This window comes from Streptomyces sp. NPDC020681, from assembly GCF_044334895.1.
GTDB lineage: Bacteria > Actinomycetota > Actinomycetes > Streptomycetales > Streptomycetaceae > Streptomyces.
The window spans coordinates 1-15,565 of record NZ_JBIRTX010000038.1; the positions used below are offsets into that span (position 1 = coordinate 1).

Consider the following 15,565-nt stretch of genomic DNA (forward strand, 5'->3'; position numbering starts at 1 on the left):
CCGCCATGCCTCCCTCCTCCGCCTTGCGATCCGTCCCCTGGGCCCTGAGGGCCCGGGGAGGCCCCATGACACCAGACCCGCTCACTGATCCGGCCAGACCCAGACGAAAGGCCCTAGCCCCCAAGGCTCCGCGAGCTCGCCGAAGCCCAGTGGCAGGCGACCGCCTCCGTGTCCCTGCCCAGCACCGGCAGCGGCACCGTACGGCACAGGTCCGCCACCCCGGCCCGGTCCGCCTCGCCCGATGACAGCACCTGGCAGCGCGCGTGGAAGCGGCAGCCAGACGGGATGCGGGTGGGGTCCGGGGGCTCACCCGTGAGGACCACCGGCGATCCCTCGGCCTCCGGGAGGACGGACAACAGCGCCTGGGTGTACGGATGCCGAGGAGCCGTCAGGACCTGTTCGACCTCGCCGGTCTCCACGATCCGGCCCAGATACATCACCGCGACCCGGTCCGCGATGTTCCACGCGAGACCCAGGTCATGCGTCACCACCAGCGCGGACAGGCCCAGTTCGTCGCGCAGCCGCAGCAGCAGCGCCAGGATCTCGCCGCGTACGGACGCGTCCAGCGAGGCCACCGGCTCGTCCGCGACGATCAGTTCGGGCTCCAGGACCAGCGCGCCCGCGATCACGACGCGCTGGCGCTGCCCGCCCGACAGCTCGTGCGGGTAACGCAGGAAGAAGCGCTCGGGCGGACGCAGGCCCGCGCGCGCGAGCGCCTGGGCGACCGCCGCGCGTTCGTCGCCCGCGTACCCGTGGATCCGCAGGCCCTCGGACACCGCGTCGTACACCGTGTGTCTCGGGTTGAGCGAGCCGCTCGGGTCCTGGAGCACCAGCTGCACCCGCCTGCGGTACGACTTCAGGGCGCGGGAGGTGTAGGCGAGCGGCTGCCCGCCGAAGGTGACCGCGCCCGATGTCGGCGGCACCAGGCCGAGCAGCGAGCGGGCCAGCGTGGTCTTGCCGCAGCCGGACTCGCCGACGAGGGCGACGATCTCACCCGCGCCGATGTCGAGGTCGACCCCGTCGACGGCGCGCGCGGACGGGCCGCCGCGCCGTCCGGGGAAGGTGACATGCAGTCCGGCGGCGGAGAGCAGGGGTGTGGTGGTCATGGCCGGCTCCTGACCGCTTGCTGGGATGTCGCCCCGGCGTTCACATGGACGCAGGCCGCCCGGTGACCGTCCCCGGCGAACGTCAGGAACTGGTCCTCGTCCGCGCAGGAGTCCAGCGCGACCGGGCAGCGCGGCTGGAACGTACAGCCCGGGGGCAGGTCGGAGGGGTCGGGCGGATCGCCCGGCAGTCCGCGCGGTGCCCGGCGGGACGCCGTGTCCCCGATCCGCGGGAAGGCGGCGGACAGGGCCCGCCCATAGGGGTGCTGGGCGGAGTCGTACACCGCGCGCGCCGGGCCCTCCTCGACGACCCGGCCCGCGTACATGACAGCGAGCCGGTCGCAGGTGTCCGCAAGCACCGCCAGATCGTGGCTGATCATCAGCAGGCTGATGTTCTGCTCGGCGACCAACTGCTCGATGAGGCGCAGGATCTGCGCCTGGATCATCACGTCCAGCGCGGTGGTCGGTTCGTCGGCGACGATCAGCCGCGGGCCGCAGGCGAGCGCCATCGCGATCATCACGCGCTGCCGCTGGCCGCCCGACAGCTCGTGCGGATAGGCGTCCGCGCGCGCCAGAGGCAGCCCCACCTGCTGGAGCAGCTCGGCGACCTGCTTCTTCGCGGCAGCGGGAGTCGACTTCTGGTGCAGCAGGATCGGCTCGGCGATCTGGTCGCCGATGCGGTGCACGGCGTTGAGCGAGTGCATCGCACCCTGGAAGACGATCGACGCGCCCGCCCACCGGACCGCCCGCAGCCGGCCCCATTTCATGGTGAGCACGTCGTCGCCGTCGAGCAGGATCTCCCCGCGGATGCGGGCCGACGCGGGCAGCAGCCGGAGCAGCGCGAGGGCCAGTGTCGACTTGCCGCAGCCGGACTCACCGGCGACGCCGAGCTTGTGACCGGCTTCGAGTGTGAGGTCCACACCGCGTACGGCGGGCACGGCCCGCGCTCCTGAGCCGTAGGTGACCTGAAGGTTCCTGATCTCCAGCAGGCTCATCGCGCCACCCCCAGCTTCGGGTTGAGCACCGTCTCGATCGTGCGCCCGCACAGTGTGAACGCGAGCGCCACCAGCGCGATCGCCAGGCCGGGCGGGGCCAGATACCACCAGTGCCCGGACGAGACCGCGCCCGCCTCGCGCGCGTCCTGGAGCATGCCGCCCCAGGAGACGACCGTCGGATCGCCGAGGCCGAGGAAGGCGAGCGTCGCCTCGGTGAGGATCGCGGTCGAGATGCCGAGCGTGGTCTGGGCAAGCACCAGCGGCATCACATTGGGCAGCACATGGCGGCTCATGATGTGCCCGTGTCCGCCGCCGAGCGCCTTCGAGCGTTCGATGTACGGACGGGACTCGACGGCGATCGTCTGGGCGCGCACCAGCCGAGCCGTCGTCGGCCAGCTGGTCACGCCGATCGCGATGATCACGGTCCAGACGCTCCGGGACATCACCGTCGCCAGCACGATCGCCAGCACCAGCGTCGGCATCACCAGGAACCAGTCGGTGACCCGCATCGTCACGGTGGCGAACCAGCCGCCGTAGTGACCGGCGATGATCCCGACCAATGTGCCGATGGCGACGGACAGCGTGGCCGCCAGCAGCCCGACGGTGAGCGAGATCCGCGCCCCCCACACCAGCAGTCCAAGCAGCGAGCGCCCGAACTGGTCGGTGCCGAGCGGGAATTCGCCGCTCGGCGACTCCAGCGCCGCACCCGGCGCGTTGGTCACGCTCTGCACGTCGTCGCCGACCAGCAGCGGCGCGGCCAGGGCGATCAGCGCGATCAGCGCGAGCGCGCCGAGTCCGAAGAGACCGGCCCGGTGCGTGCGGTACGAGCGCCAGAAGCGGGCCACCGAGCCACGGCGGCGCGCCCAGGCCAGCGAACGGGGGGATCCAACAGCGGTCGTCATCGGCCCACCCGGGGATCGAGCAGCGGATAGAGCAGGTCGGCGAGGAGGTTCATCAGGATCATCGCTCCGGCGAAGACCACGAACAGCCCCTGGACGAGCGGCAGGTCGGGCACGCTCAGCGCCTGGTAGAACAGCCCGCCGAGACCCGGCCAGGAGAACACCGTCTCGACCAGGATCGAACCGGCCGCCACATGGCCCAGATTGATGAAGACCATGGTGACGGTCGGCAGCAGCGCGTTGGGCACGGCATGACGGCGGCGTACGGCATCGTCCCGCAGTCCCTTCGCCCGCGCCGTCGTCAGATAGTCGCTGCCCATCTCGTCCAGCAGCGAGGAGCGCATCACCAGCAGCGTCTGCGCGTATCCGACCGCGACCAGCGTGATCACCGGCAGCACCATGTGGTGCGCGACATCGGCGACATACGCGAGACCGGTCTCGTCGCCGGACTCCATGCCGCCGGTCGGAAAGAGCCCCGGGATCGGGCCGACGCCGACCGAGAAGGTGATGATCAGCAGCAGGCCGAGCCAGAACGACGGCACGGACCAGAGCGTCAGCGCCACCCCTGTGTTGAGCTTGTCGCCGAGGCTGCCGTGCCGCCATGCGGAGCGCGTGCCGAGCCAGAGCCCGATCGACGAGTAGATGACCACCGCGACACCGGTGAGCAGCAGCGTCGCCGGCACCTTCTGGACGATCAGCTCGCCCACGGGTGCGTGGAACTGGTACGAGGTGCCGAGATCGCCGGTCAGCGCCTTGGCGCAGTAGTCCGTGAACTGCTGCCACATCGGCTGGTCGAGACCGAACTGCCTGCGCAGTGTGGCCAGTTGCTCGGCGGACGTCGGCTGGCCGTGCGTCATCGCCTTCACCGGATCGCCCGGGATGATCCGGAAGAGGAAGAAGCTGGTGACGAGCACGGCGAGCAGCGAGACCGCGGCACCGCCCAGCTTGCCTGTCACATAGCCGAGATAGGCCCTGGCACTGCCCCCGGCCGCGGCGTGCGCCTCGGCGGCCTTCGCCACGGCCGGGGTGGTGGTGCTTGCGGTGGTCATCGGTTATTCACGGTCTTCCGCGGTGGAGCGGCGGCGCATCGCGACAAACAACCCGAGTCCTGCCGCGAGCACGACGACCGCGCCGATGCCGATCACGACGCCCGCGGAGGATCCGCTGTCCGAGCCGCCGTCACCGGCCGCCGGCTCGGCCGACCACCAGCTCCAGTACCCGTCCTGGCCCCACAGGTTGCCCGCCGCCTCCGGCATCGTCTTGATGGACTTGATCTGGTCGGTACGGTACGCCTCGACCGCGTTCGGATACGCGAGGACATTCATGTAGCCCGTGTCGTACAGCCGCGACTGCATCTGCTTCACCAGATCGGCCCGCCTGGCCGGGTCGTACTCCACGGCCTGCTGTGCGTACAGCTGGTCGAACGGCTGGTCGCAGATGAAGTTGTCGGTCGCGCCGGTGTCCTTGGGCGTGGCCGGGAGCGCCGCGCAGGTGTGGATGGAGAGCACGAAGTCCGGGTCCGGATTGACCGACCAGCCGTCGAACGCCAGGTCGTAGTCGCCCTTGATCCACGGGTCGGAGACATTGTCGAGGCAGTCGACCTTGAGCCCGATGCCGAGCGTGCCCCACCACTCCTGGAGGTACTTGCCGATGGCCTTGTCGTTCGGGTCGGTGGCATGGCACAGGATGCGGAAGTCGAGCGCCTTGCCGTCCTTGCCGACGCGCTTGCCGCTGCCGTTCTTCGGGTATCCGGCCTGGTCCAGCAGCGCGGCCGCCTTCGCCGGGTCGTACGCGATCCGCTGGGTCGCGGCGGGCTTCCAGAAGTACGTGTCGAAGCGCGGCGGGATATAGCCCTGGCCCTCGACCGCGTGGCCCTGGAACACCTTGTCGACGATGGTCTTGCGGTCGGTGGCGTGGAACAGGGCCTTGCGCACGGCCGGGTCGAGCAGCGCCTTGTGGCCGCTGCCGAAGGTCTTGCCGTCCTTGGACCTGGCGCCTGGGTTGGTGGCCAGAGCGAAGAAGCGGCGGCCCGGTGCGTCGTTGACCTTGATGTTCTCGGCGCTCTTCAGGGCCGTGGCCTGGGCGGGCGTGAGGCCCTGGACGAAGGAGACCTCACCCTTCTGCAGGGCGGCGACCGCCGCGTCACCGTCCTTGTAGTACTTGAGCACCAGTTCGTCGAACTTGGGCGCGCCGCGCCAGAAGTCCTTGTTGGGCTTGAGCTTGACGTACTGGTCGACCTTGAAGTCGGTGATGACGAAGGGGCCGTTGCCGACGATCGGGAACTGCTTGTCGTTGTTGAACTTCGAGAAGTCGCCGACCTTCTCCCACACATGCCTCGGCACGATCGGCACATCCAGCGCCGTCATTGTGGCCTGCGGCTTCTTCAGCTCTATGACCAGCGTCCCGGGGTCCGGGGCGGTGACCTTCTTGAAGTTGGCGGTGAAGCTGCCGTTGGCGGTGGCGGCGTTCTCGTCCGCCATCATCTTGTTGAAGGTCCAGGCCGCGTCCTCGGCCGTCGCCTGCTCGCCGTCGGACCACTTGGAGTCCTTACGGATGGTGTAGGTCCACGTGAGCTTGTCCGGCGACGGCTTCCACGCGGTGGCCAGACCCGGGATCGTGCGCCCGTCCTTGACGTCGTAGTTCGTCAGGTAGTCGTAGGCCAACCGGTGGACGGTGGTGCTGACCAGACGCTGCGCCAGAAACGGGCTCAGCGAGTCCACGCTCTGCGAGACGGCGACGGTGAGGACCTTCTTGCCGCCGTCGTCGGCCGCCTGGACCGGCTGCTGCGGGACGCCGACCAGGGCGGTGGCGGCGAGTCCGGAGGCGACGAGGAGGCGGAAGGCCGGGCGTCGGCGGGCGGTGGGGGACGGAACCTTAGTGACCATGGAAAGGTGACCTCGCGTCATCACTCGCTGGGAGAAGGCCGGTTGATCGGTGGTTCGCCAGCTGGTGAAGCGAAGGTTTATCAGCGGTGGTCGATCGCGTCAACGGTCCGTCAAACCGCGTGTGGGCTGCGGGAATGCGCTGAGGGCCCGCACCGTGGAGACGGTGCGGGCCCTCATTGGTTCAGTCCTCTGCCGCCCTACTGCTGAGGGGCTGGCGGCTGCTGCGGAGGCTGCTGCGGCTGCCATCCGGCGGGCGGAACGGGCCCTTGCAGATCCTGCTGTCCAGGACCACCCGGCTGGCCCTGCTGACCGGGGTGACCCGGGTGACCCGGATGGCCGCCGGGCTGACCGGGCGCTCCGGCGGGAGCCGCGGGCGGCTGCGCCTGTGAGGGCACCTGGGAGGGCAGCGACTGCTGCCAGCCCTGCGGCGGATAGGGCTGCTGGGGCGGCTGCTGGCCGCCGTACGGCTGCTGCGGCTGACCCTGCGGGTACGGCTGCTGCGGCGGATACGGCTGGCCGGGCATCGGCTGCCCCGGCACGGGCTGGCCGGGGATCTGCTGGTGGCCGGGCATCGGCGGGGCCAGGTGCGGCGGCGGGTTGCCGTCCGCGGTCCACAGCCCCTGCTGCTGCTGAGCCCGTACGAAGTCCTCGGCGATCAGCGCGGAGAGGTTGAAGTACGCCTCACGGGTCTTCGGGCGCATCATGTCCAGGTCGACCTCGGCGCCCGCCGACAGGTGCTCGTCGAACGGCACCACGATCACGCCGCGGCAGCGGGTCTGGAAGTGCTGCACTATGTCGTCGACCTTGATCATCTTGCCGGTCTCGCGGACCCCGGAAATGACCGTGATCGAGCGCTGCACCAGGTCGGCGTACCCGTGCGCGGACAGCCAGTCCAGCGTGGTGGACGCGCTGCTCGCGCCGTCCACGGACGGCGTCGAGATGATGATCAACTGGTCGGCCAGATCCAGCACTCCGCGCATCGCGCTGTAGAGCAGGCCGGTGCCCGAGTCGGTGAGGATGATCGGGTACTGCTTGCCCAGCACGTCGATCGCGCGCCGGTAGTCCTCGTCGTTGAACGTCGTGGAGACGGCCGGGTCCACGTCGTTGGCGATGATCTCCAGACCGGAGGGCGCCTGCGAGGTGAACCGGCGGATGTCCATGTACGAGTTCAGGTACGGGATCGCCTGCACCAGGTCACGGATGGTCGCACCGGTCTCGCGCCGCACCCGGCGGCCGAGCGTGCCCGCGTCCGGGTTGGCGTCGATCGCCAGGATCTTGTCCTGCCGCTCGGTGGCCAGGGTCGAGCCCAGCGCGGTGGTCGTCGTGGTCTTGCCGACGCCGCCCTTGAGGCTGATGACCGCGATCCGGTAGCAGGACAGCACCGGCGTCCGGATCAGGTCGAGCTTGCGCTGCCGCTCGGCCTCCTCCTTCTTGCCGCCGATCTTGAAGCGGGCGGACGGGCCGGGGTTGCGGCTGCTCTTGGCCTTCTGCTTGTTGTTGCGCAGCAGCCGGTCGGAGGAGAGCTCCACGGCGGCCGTGTAGCCGAGCGGCGCGCCCGGTACGGAACGCTCGCGCTGGTCGTGCGTCACCGGCGTCGGCCAGGCGCCACCGGTACGCGGGTCGACGGGCGGCCCGGCGGGACCGGCAGACTGCTGGTCCTGCTGGGGGTAGCCGTACGCCTGGGGCTGCTGCGGGTGGGTCTGCTGTGCGGGCAGTTGAGGCGTCTGCGGCGGCAGCGGTACGGGCGCGTTCGCGCCGGGCTGCGGGCCGGGCAGCGCGGGCTGGCCGGGCTGGGAAGGCTGCGGCTGGCCGGGCTGCGGGAATCCGTAACCGGTCTGCGGGGCCTGGGCGTTGGGCTGCGGAGCGGCGGGCGGCAGCGGCGCGGCCGGTGCGGGCTGTCCCGGCTGTCCGGGCTGTGGGAAGCCGTAGCCACCGGCCTGCGGTCCGGGCTGGCCCGGCTGCGGGAAGCCGTATCCGCTCTGCGGTGCGCCGGGCTGGCCGGGCTGCGGGAATCCGTAACCGGTCTGCGGGGCCTGGGCGTTGGGCTGCGGTGCGGCGGGCGGCAGTGGCGCGGCCGGTGCGGGCTGGCCCTGCTGGCCGGGCTGCGGGAAGCCGTATCCGCTCTGCGGTGCGCCGGGCTGGCCGGGCTGCGGGAATCCGTAACCGGTCTGCGGGGCCTGGGCGTTGGGCTGCGGTGCGGCGGGCGGCAGTGGCGCGGCCGGTGCGGGCTGGCCCTGCTGGCCGGGCTGCGGGAAGCCGTAGCCACCGGCCTGCGGAGCGGGCTGTCCGGGCTGGCCCGGCTGCGGGAAGCCGTAACCGCTCTGGGCGTCGGCCGGCGCGGGAGGCTGCGGCATGGCGGACTGCTCGGACGTCTGCCCGGACCCGGGCCACTGCGGTGCGGAGGTCGGCGCGGCCGGCTGGAAGGCGGGCGGCAGCGGAGGCAGCGCGGCACCATCGGTCGACGGCGTCGGGGCCCACGCCTGCGCAGGGGCAGGGCCAGGGGCGGGAGCCGGAGCAACGGCCGCCGGGGGAGTGTCCTGCGGGCCCTCGGGCGCGGCCGGAACGACGGGCTGCGGCACGGCGTCGGACGGCTCATCGGCCGTCGGCTCCGCCGCGTCCTGCGGCTCGTCGTCATCATCGGACTCGTCCTCGCCGGCCTCGGCCGTGCCGGAGTCCTCGGGCGCCACGGACTCACCGGGCTCCTCGGCGTCATCCTCGGCGGAGCTGTCCGGGTCTGCCACGGGCTCGTCGGAAGCCTCAGGTGCCGCGGGCTGCGAACCGGCGTCGTCGGTGGCCGCGGCTTCGTTCGTCTCCTCGGTCTCCTTGGCTGCCGCCGCGCGCTCCTCCATCTCACGCTTCAGCGCGGCCGGAGAGAACCGCATGGTGGCGCCGCTCTCCACATCGCCGCCCCCGAAGGGCGCGGACGCGGGCTCGGCGGCCACCTGAGGAGCGGGAGCAGGAGCAGGCGCCTGAGGAGCGGGAGCCTGAGGTATGGGAGCAGGACCCGGAGCCTGAGGAGCGGGTGCGTGAGCTGCCGGAGCAGGAGCCTGAGCAGCCGGACCAGGTGCCTGCACGGGCGGCTGCACCTGCGCCGGAGGTGGCGTTGGAGCCGGCGCCCAATTCGGCTCGAAACCGCTGCCCGCGGGCAGCCCTGGCACAGCCACCGGAGCCCCGTTGGGCGGCGGCGGGGGCGCCTGCTGCGCCGCGCCTCCGCCCGAGGTGTCGCCGGACGCGTTCTGCGTGTACCAGGCCGGCGGGGTGTAGTCGATGGTGAACTCACCCGTCATCTCGGCGGGATCCGCGTCGGACTCGTCGGCAGGGTTCCATCCCCCGCGGATCTCGTCCCGATCGCTGTTCACTATGCCTCCTGGTGTGGTCGAACACCCTTGTGCCGTGGCAGGCGGGCGACCGCGATGGTTCCGATCGGCCCGGCTCTCCCCCTGGGGGACGCGCGGGCTTGCCCGTAGGTTCTTCTGCCGCTGTCTGTCCCACCCTAATCGCCAACAAGGGCGGTCCGGCAGGCCCGTCCGCCGGTCGGCTACTGTCCCGTACGTCACGCCCTGCCCCCAAGTGAGCCGCGTGCGGCGCAGCGTGAGGAAGCCCGGGGGTCAAATCGGTACAACTGCGTACGGATTCCTGCCGGTCGAATCCGGTCAGTCCATCCTTCGGGCGCTGCCCAACAATCCGGTCTCGGCGTCCGTCGCCTGGGTCATCACGAACTGCCGGTCCCGCGCGGTGCACCAGAGCGTCACACCGTCCGCGAGCGTGGACAGCGCCTCCGTCTCGGGCCGCGGGAGATGCATGATGCGGCCGATCTGCGCGGCCTCGTCGGGCGAGACGCGCTGGATGCCGACGAGACCCGACTTCTCCATCAGCCGCGGCGCGACCGGGCTGAGATACGGCAGCAGCGTCAGCACCGACTGCCACGGACCGGAGACCACGCGTCCGCGCGGCGGCCGCATGCCGCAGTCGCGGACCACGACCACCGGGCTGCCGGCCGACGCGCCCTGCGGAGGCACCCGTCCCACGTCGTGCAGCGAGATGACCTGCGTACCACCGCCCGCGGCCTGCGCGAGCGTCGTCCAGGCGTGCCCACGGCCCGTCTCGACGGTGACTCTCGCTCCGGTCGCGGCCGCGCGCAGCGCGAGCACCTGCGCCGTCCACAGGCCACCGATCAGCGTGACGTCGTACGCCGTGGGCCGGTTGATGCCGAGCACCGCGGGCCGGTTCTCGGCGTCCACTCCGATGACCACGCCGTCGTCGCCTATGGGCAGCGCGAGCCCGGCAAGTTGGTCCAGCGACAGCGCGTGCCGGTCCCGGCGCGGGCCGATCAGTCCGAAGCCGGTACGAGGCTTGGCGGCAGACGAAGGCATCAGCGGGCTCCCCCGAGCGGCAGTGAGGCGAGCATGCCGGGCAGCTGCTCGCGGTCGAGCCGCACCAGCCCGGTCTTGACTCCCCGGGCGGCGCGCTCCAGTTCATGGCGGGCGGCGACCAGTTCCTCGTCGCTGCGCCCGGTGATGCGGACGTGTCCGGAGACCGTCACGCCCTGCCGGTCGCCGGAGCCCAGAGTGAGGCTGAAGGTCGTGGCGAGCGCCGGGATGGACGTGAGCAGCGCGACGAGCTGCGGCATCGGGGCTCCGCCACCGCCGAGTTGGGGCCAGCGGCCCACCCAGTAGGTGGTGTGGCGGCGGTCGTCGACGCGCCAGGTGCGCGACGTCTCCTGGGTGCGCCGCGCGGGCGCGTCCCCCCGGCCCGCCTGCGCGATGGCCATCGGGCTGGCGCAGGAGGAGGTGGCGATGGCGGACGTCAGCTCCTGCTCGGTGAGCACGGTCGCCTTGAATCCCGCGCCGGTCAGCCGGCTGGCGAGCTGGTCGGCCGTGCGCACCAGGCACTTCTGCGCACCTTCGAGTCCGCCGCCGCGCGCCTGTACCGCTTCGGGGCAGAGCTCCGGGTCGAGCTTGAGCGCGATCCAGGTGATCCTTATCGCGGGCGAGCCCGTCTGGGCCTGCAGCGGCGCGTAGTTGCGCGCGGCCACCGACTGCTGCGGCAGATGCGGCGCGGGCGCGGGCTGGGTGTGCTGCACGATCTGCGCGGACTCCAGGCGGATGCCGTCGACCTCCAGCACGTCCCGTACGAGGGCCATGGGCAGTGGCCGCGCGGTGCGGTCGGGCCGCAGCGCCGTGGCGTCCGACTCGACCTGGAGCACCGCGGTGAGGAACGTGCCGTCGCCGATCATGCCGACCGGACGCCGGTCGCGGTCGCTGAACGTGTAGGTACGCAGGGCGGGATCGCACTCGACGGCGGGCGCGAGGCCGGGCTCGGTGTCGGGCGGCAGCACCAGGGACGCGGCCCTGCGCCTGCGGGCGCGCAGCGCGAAGACGGTGGCGAGCCACTCGGGCAGCGAACGCCGGTGCCGGCGCAGCACCGCGAGGAGTACGAGCACCGAGGAGACCACGACCGCCGGCACCAGCATCAGCGGGTCGATCACCCACGCAACCAGCAGTAGCGCGGCGGCGATCTCGATCAGTACGAGTTGTTGCAGTCGAAACGAACCGAAGTGCCCGGGTCGTGCCTTGAGCCGGGGTACCGCCGGTCCCTGGGACGGCGCTGCGGGCCGAGCCGGGGCCTGTCCGGGTGCGGCGGGGCGCACCCGCGTTGCGGAAGCCATTATTCCGTCCCCCAGTTCATAAGGCCCCAATTCATCCCGATCACCCCTGTCCGGCCCTGTACCGCAAGGCCTTCGGCGGCTGGATCACCCTACCCGCCCCACAAGCACCATCGATCAACAGGCATAGTAGGGGGCCGGTCCGACAACCAGGGCCAGGGGACCGTGCTCACCACAGGGTCTCCGCGGGGAGACAGTGCCTTCTTTACCAATGGGGACTCATGGCATCACGGCGGGATGAGCTCAACGCGTACACCTTTGCGAAGAAGCGCACGGTGGCGGCATTCCTCCAACCTTCGTCCACAGGTACGGAGGAGGGGGCGCCGCGCCCGATGCGCGCGATCCTCCCCGGGATGATCGTCGGCGTGCTGATCCTCGCGGGGTTCGGTGCGTTCGGCATGTTCAAGCCCAAGGCGCCCAAGGACTGGGCGGCGCCCGGCACCAAGGTGATCGTCGGCAAGGACTCCACCACCCGCTATGTGGTGCTGACCACCGGCAAGGGCAAGAACAAGAAGACCCTGCTGCACCCGGTGCTCAACCTGGCTTCCGCCCGACTGCTGCTGACGCCCCAGCAGTTCAAGGTGATTCAGGTCAGCGACGACATCCTGGACTCCGGCAAGCCGCCGCGCGGCCCGATCCTCGGCATCCCGTACGCACCCGACCGCCTGCCCGGCGCGGAGGAGGCCGGCGAGGCCAAGCGGTGGGCGGTCTGCGAGCAGCCCGGCGGCGGCAAGGGCAACACCGTGCAGAAGGCGACCTTCGTCTTCGGCGACCGCGATCTGAAGCGCACCGAGGGCCCCAAGAGGCTGAGCGGCGGCCAAGTCCTGTACGTCCAGGGCCAGGAGGGACAGAAGCGTTTCCTGGTCGACGCCACCGGCACCAAGTACCTGGTGACCGACGGCGACGCCGACGCCGCGGTCCTCACCCGCACGCTCGTCGGCAGTGCCGAGCCGCAGGCCGTCACCGACGACTGGCTGGCCACGCTGCACGACGGCACACCGGTCGACTTCCCGGTCATCCCGGACGTGGTCAACTCCGCGGCCGGTGTCGGCGGCGGGCTCACGCCCGAGCAGGACAAGGTCGGCATGGTCCTGCAGGCGCAGACCGGCTCGGGCCCGCAGCACTATGTCGTGCTGGCCGGAAAGGTGCAGCCAGTCTCCGACTTCACCGCCTGGCTGCTGATCAACTCACCGCAGACCGACAAGCTCAACATGGGCGGCAAGGCGACCGTCGTCGACGCGGCCTCGATCGATCCGGAGTCGGAGTCCTTCGGCGCCGAGAAGCGCTGGCCCTCGCTCAAGGCCACGCAGGTCAACTCCACGACCGGCGACCGCGACACGATCTGCAGCGTGCTGCAGAAGGTCGACGGCAAGGGCCGTACGACGCTGTCCACCTGGGCGGGTGCCACGTACCCGGCAGAGATCACCTCGGGCGGCACCAGCACCTATGTCACGCCCGGCACCGGCCTGCTCTACACCCAGGTCCAGGGCAACCAGACCAGGCCCGACGGCTCGCTGTTCCTGGTGACCGACACCGGACTGCGGTACGCGGTGCAGGCGAACGGCGACAGCGACAAGGACCGGTCCGACGTCGGCACCGGCGATCAGGAGAAGCAGTCGGACGGCCGGCCCGAGCCCAGCAACGCGCAGATCCGGCTCGGTTACGAGAAGGTCATCCCGACCCTCGTGCCGATCACCTGGTCGGAGTTCCTGTCCAAGGGCCCGCGGCTCGACACCAACAGCGCGCGCCAGCCGCAGGGTTCGTAGGGGGAGTGGGGACGATGCTGCATCTGCGCAGGAAGTCCGCCCTGCTGACCGCCGCGGCGGCGCTGACGGGCCTGGCGGCCATGCCTCCGGCCGCGTATGCCGACGACCGCTCCGGCGGGCCCGGCATCGACGGCAGCGGTGAGTGCACCTTCCCGATGAAGGAGCAGATCGCCGGGATCCCCTGGCCGCTCCAGCGGGTCCTGCTGGACGAGTTGTGGCAGGACACCAAGGGCAAGGGCGTACGGGTCGCGGTCATCGACACCGGTGTGGACAACGACAACGTCCAGCTGAAGTCGGCCGTCGACGCCAAGGCGGGCAAGGACCTGCTCAAGCCGCCGAAGGACGAGCCGGACAGCAAGCGCGGCAAGACCGACGGCACGGTCGACGAGATCGGCCACGGCACCAAGGTCGCCGGCATCATCGCCGCCCGTCCGCGCCAGGGCACCGGCTTCGTGGGCCTCGCGCCCGAGGCGACGATCATCCCGATCCGCCAGAACGACGAGAACAACAGCGGCAACGACAAGACGATGGCCGTCGCGATCGACCACGCCCTCGCCAAGGGCGCCACGGTCATCAACATCTCGCAGGACACGACCAAGGAGCTGCCGCCCGAGTCGGACCTCGGCAGGGCGATCGCCCGCGCTGTCGCCCGGGATGTCGTCGTGGTCGCGTCGGCCGGCAACGACGGCATGGACGGCAAGCTGAAGAACACCTATCCCGCGGCCTTCCCCGGTGTTCTCGCCGTCGCCTCCTCCGACCGCAACAACGAACGCGCCGTCTTCTCGCAGGCGGGCGAGTTCGTGGGCGTCGCGGCCCCGGGCGTCGACGTCGTCTCCACCGTCCCCGGCAACGGCCAGTGCGTGGACAACGGCACCAGCTTCTCCGCGCCGTACGTCGCCGGTGTCGCCGCGCTGCTGCGGGCCAAGTACCCGAAGTGGCACGCGAACGAGGTCATCGCGCAGATCGAGCAGACCGCCGAGCGCAGCATCAACGGCAAGGACAGTTTCGTCGGCTGGGGCGTCATCGACCCGGTGCGCGCGCTCAACGGCGACGGACAGCCGATCAAGGCCCCGAGCGCGGACCCGGGACCTCCGAAGCCGCCCGCCCCGGAGCCGGCGCATCTGGCGTTGACGGAGACCGTTCAAGAACGCCACGAGCGCTATGCAACCTACGCGCTGGGAATCGGCGTCGTACTGGTGGCTGTGGTCGCAGGCTCTGCGACGGTCATCAGGGACACCCGGCGCAAAAGGTCCCAGTGAACCAAGTTCCCTACGGGACTTTGCAGTTGGAACTGTTGTATCAAGTGGATAGAATGGCGGCCGGATACAGTCGAGACTGGTCCGACACGGGGGCGGCATCCACATGGCTTCCGTCTACGTCACCGTCGAAGGAAGAAGGGGCACCATGGGTACGCCTAGCGGCAAAGACCTGAATGTAACCAGTGGCGATATCACTGGACTCTCCGGCAAGGTCGACAAGTTCCAGCTGGAGCTCGGGCAGCGCATCACGTCTCTCCACGGCGTGGTGGACCGCATCGAGAACGGCTGGAAGGGCTCGGCCAGTGGTGCGTACAACACCACGCAGGCCGAAGTCAACAAGCAGCTCCGCAATGTGCAGCGCGACCTTGAGAACCTTCAGAACCTTCTCAAGATGAGCGCCGACGGCTTCGACGAGCAGGAGCAGGAGCGTCTCCGGTCGTTCACGAGCATGCCGGACCCGGCGCCGGGCAATTCCAGCGCCATCCTGAGCATCTGACCCTCCGGACCCTCTCCGTCGAACTTCGCTACGAGGAGCACGAAAATGACGACTGCTGTCAATTACGACACAGTGACCACCGCGGCCAGCGACATCCGCAGGATGGCCGGCGACATCAACAGGGAGACGCACGACCTGCTGGGTCAGATCAAGGCCGTCACCGGCGACTGGGACGGTGACGCCAAGACGGCGTACCTGGAGATCCAGGCCAGCGTGGTCCGGAACCTCGGCGGTCTGAACGAGCAGCTCCAGATTCTCGCGAGCAAGCTCGACCAGGCCGTCGTCGGGTACCAGGACACGGACAAGGGCAACGCCGCCCGATTCCGCATGATGCACTGACGCACTGACGAGCGTCCTGGCACGCGCAAGGGGGGTGGGGGGGGGGGGGGGGGGCCCCCCCCCCCCCCGGGGGGCGGGGGGGTGTGGGGGGGGGGTGAAGGCCGAGGCCGCCCCCCGGAACAAACACCCCCCCCCCCCCCCCCCGGGGCGCCACCCCC

At 70.7% G+C, this 15,565-nt stretch carries 12 protein-coding genes; 4 read left to right on the plus strand and 8 right to left on the minus strand.

Annotation, left to right across the window (positions count from 1 at the left end; translation table 11 throughout):
* Nucleotides 1-113: 113 nt before the first annotated feature.
* The 8 genes from ACH4YL_RS39030 to eccE form a co-directional block, all read right to left on the minus strand.
* A complete protein-coding gene (locus tag ACH4YL_RS39030; protein ID WP_398512281.1) occupies nt 114-1,106 on the minus strand; it encodes an oligopeptide/dipeptide ABC transporter ATP-binding protein in 993 nt (330 codons plus the stop codon).
* Entirely contained in the window at nt 1,103-2,098 is a 996-nt protein-coding gene (locus ACH4YL_RS39035) for an ABC transporter ATP-binding protein (protein WP_398512282.1), read from the minus strand. The genes ACH4YL_RS39030 and ACH4YL_RS39035 overlap by 4 nt, the downstream gene beginning before the upstream one ends.
* Nucleotides 2,095-3,000: an ABC transporter permease gene (locus ACH4YL_RS39040; RefSeq protein WP_398512283.1), complete on the minus strand. Its 906-nt coding sequence runs from the start codon at nt 2,998-3,000 to the stop codon at nt 2,095-2,097. The genes ACH4YL_RS39035 and ACH4YL_RS39040 overlap by 4 nt, the downstream gene beginning before the upstream one ends.
* Nucleotides 2,997-4,046, minus strand: coding sequence for an ABC transporter permease (locus tag ACH4YL_RS39045; protein ID WP_398512284.1), 1,050 nt, complete (start codon nt 4,044-4,046; stop codon nt 2,997-2,999). Before ACH4YL_RS39045 ends, ACH4YL_RS39040 begins: the two co-directional genes overlap by 4 nt.
* A gap of 3 nt (nt 4,047-4,049) precedes the next feature.
* Nucleotides 4,050-5,882 carry an ABC transporter substrate-binding protein gene (locus tag ACH4YL_RS39050; RefSeq protein WP_398512285.1) on the minus strand — a complete coding sequence of 611 codons (1,833 nt, stop codon included), beginning with the start codon at nt 5,880-5,882 and terminating at the stop codon, nt 4,050-4,052.
* A gap of 197 nt (nt 5,883-6,079) precedes the next feature.
* Nucleotides 6,080-9,241: an SCO5717 family growth-regulating ATPase gene (locus ACH4YL_RS39055; RefSeq protein WP_398512286.1), complete on the minus strand. Its 3,162-nt coding sequence runs from the start codon at nt 9,239-9,241 to the stop codon at nt 6,080-6,082.
* Between the two features lie 294 nt (nt 9,242-9,535).
* Nucleotides 9,536-10,255 (minus strand): hypothetical protein, encoded by a 720-nt coding sequence (locus ACH4YL_RS39060; RefSeq protein ID WP_398512287.1) that lies wholly within the window; start codon nt 10,253-10,255, stop codon nt 9,536-9,538.
* Nucleotides 10,255-11,550, minus strand: a complete 1,296-nt coding sequence (gene eccE / locus ACH4YL_RS39065; protein ID WP_398512288.1) for a type VII secretion protein EccE — start codon at nt 11,548-11,550, stop codon at nt 10,255-10,257. The genes ACH4YL_RS39060 and eccE overlap by 1 nt, the downstream gene beginning before the upstream one ends.
* Nucleotides 11,551-11,768: 218 nt before the next feature.
* On the opposite strand from eccE, the gene eccB reads away from it, so the two are divergent.
* The 4 genes from eccB to ACH4YL_RS39085 all read left to right on the plus strand — a co-directional run bounded on the left by eccB (nt 11,769) and on the right by ACH4YL_RS39085 (nt 15,407).
* Entirely contained in the window at nt 11,769-13,313 is a 1,545-nt protein-coding gene (gene eccB, locus ACH4YL_RS39070) for a type VII secretion protein EccB (protein WP_398512289.1), read from the plus strand.
* Nucleotides 13,314-13,327: 14 nt separating this feature from the next.
* A complete protein-coding gene (gene mycP / locus ACH4YL_RS39075; RefSeq protein WP_398512290.1) occupies nt 13,328-14,572 on the plus strand; it encodes a type VII secretion-associated serine protease mycosin in 1,245 nt (414 codons plus the stop codon).
* A 103-nt stretch (nt 14,573-14,675) separates the two neighbouring features.
* Entirely contained in the window at nt 14,676-15,068 is a 393-nt protein-coding gene (locus ACH4YL_RS39080) for a WXG100 family type VII secretion target (RefSeq protein WP_398512291.1), read from the plus strand.
* 45 nt (nt 15,069-15,113) lie between these two features.
* Entirely contained in the window at nt 15,114-15,407 is a 294-nt protein-coding gene (locus tag ACH4YL_RS39085; protein WP_398512292.1) for a WXG100 family type VII secretion target, read from the plus strand.
* The last annotated feature ends 158 nt before the right edge of the window (nt 15,408-15,565 follow it).

Coding starts and splice junctions, on each gene's coding strand:
- ACH4YL_RS39050 (WP_398512285.1), bottom strand. CDS start 5,882: ATGGTCACTAAGGTTCCGTCCCCCACCGCCCGCCGACGCCCGGCCTTC.
- mycP (WP_398512290.1), top strand. CDS start 13,328: ATGCTGCATCTGCGCAGGAAGTCCGCCCTGCTGACCGCCGCGGCGGCG.
- ACH4YL_RS39085 (WP_398512292.1), top strand. CDS start 15,114: ATGACGACTGCTGTCAATTACGACACAGTGACCACCGCGGCCAGCGAC.
- ACH4YL_RS39040 (WP_398512283.1), bottom strand. CDS start 3,000: ATGACGACCGCTGTTGGATCCCCCCGTTCGCTGGCCTGGGCGCGCCGC.
- ACH4YL_RS39035 (WP_398512282.1), bottom strand. CDS start 2,098: ATGAGCCTGCTGGAGATCAGGAACCTTCAGGTCACCTACGGCTCAGGA.
- ACH4YL_RS39045 (WP_398512284.1), bottom strand. CDS start 4,046: ATGACCACCGCAAGCACCACCACCCCGGCCGTGGCGAAGGCCGCCGAG.
- eccB (WP_398512289.1), top strand. CDS start 11,769: ATGGCATCACGGCGGGATGAGCTCAACGCGTACACCTTTGCGAAGAAG.
- eccE (WP_398512288.1), bottom strand. CDS start 11,550: ATGGCTTCCGCAACGCGGGTGCGCCCCGCCGCACCCGGACAGGCCCCG.
- ACH4YL_RS39080 (WP_398512291.1), top strand. CDS start 14,676: ATGGCTTCCGTCTACGTCACCGTCGAAGGAAGAAGGGGCACCATGGGT.
- ACH4YL_RS39060 (WP_398512287.1), bottom strand. CDS start 10,255: ATGCCTTCGTCTGCCGCCAAGCCTCGTACCGGCTTCGGACTGATCGGC.
- ACH4YL_RS39030 (WP_398512281.1), bottom strand. CDS start 1,106: ATGACCACCACACCCCTGCTCTCCGCCGCCGGACTGCATGTCACCTTC.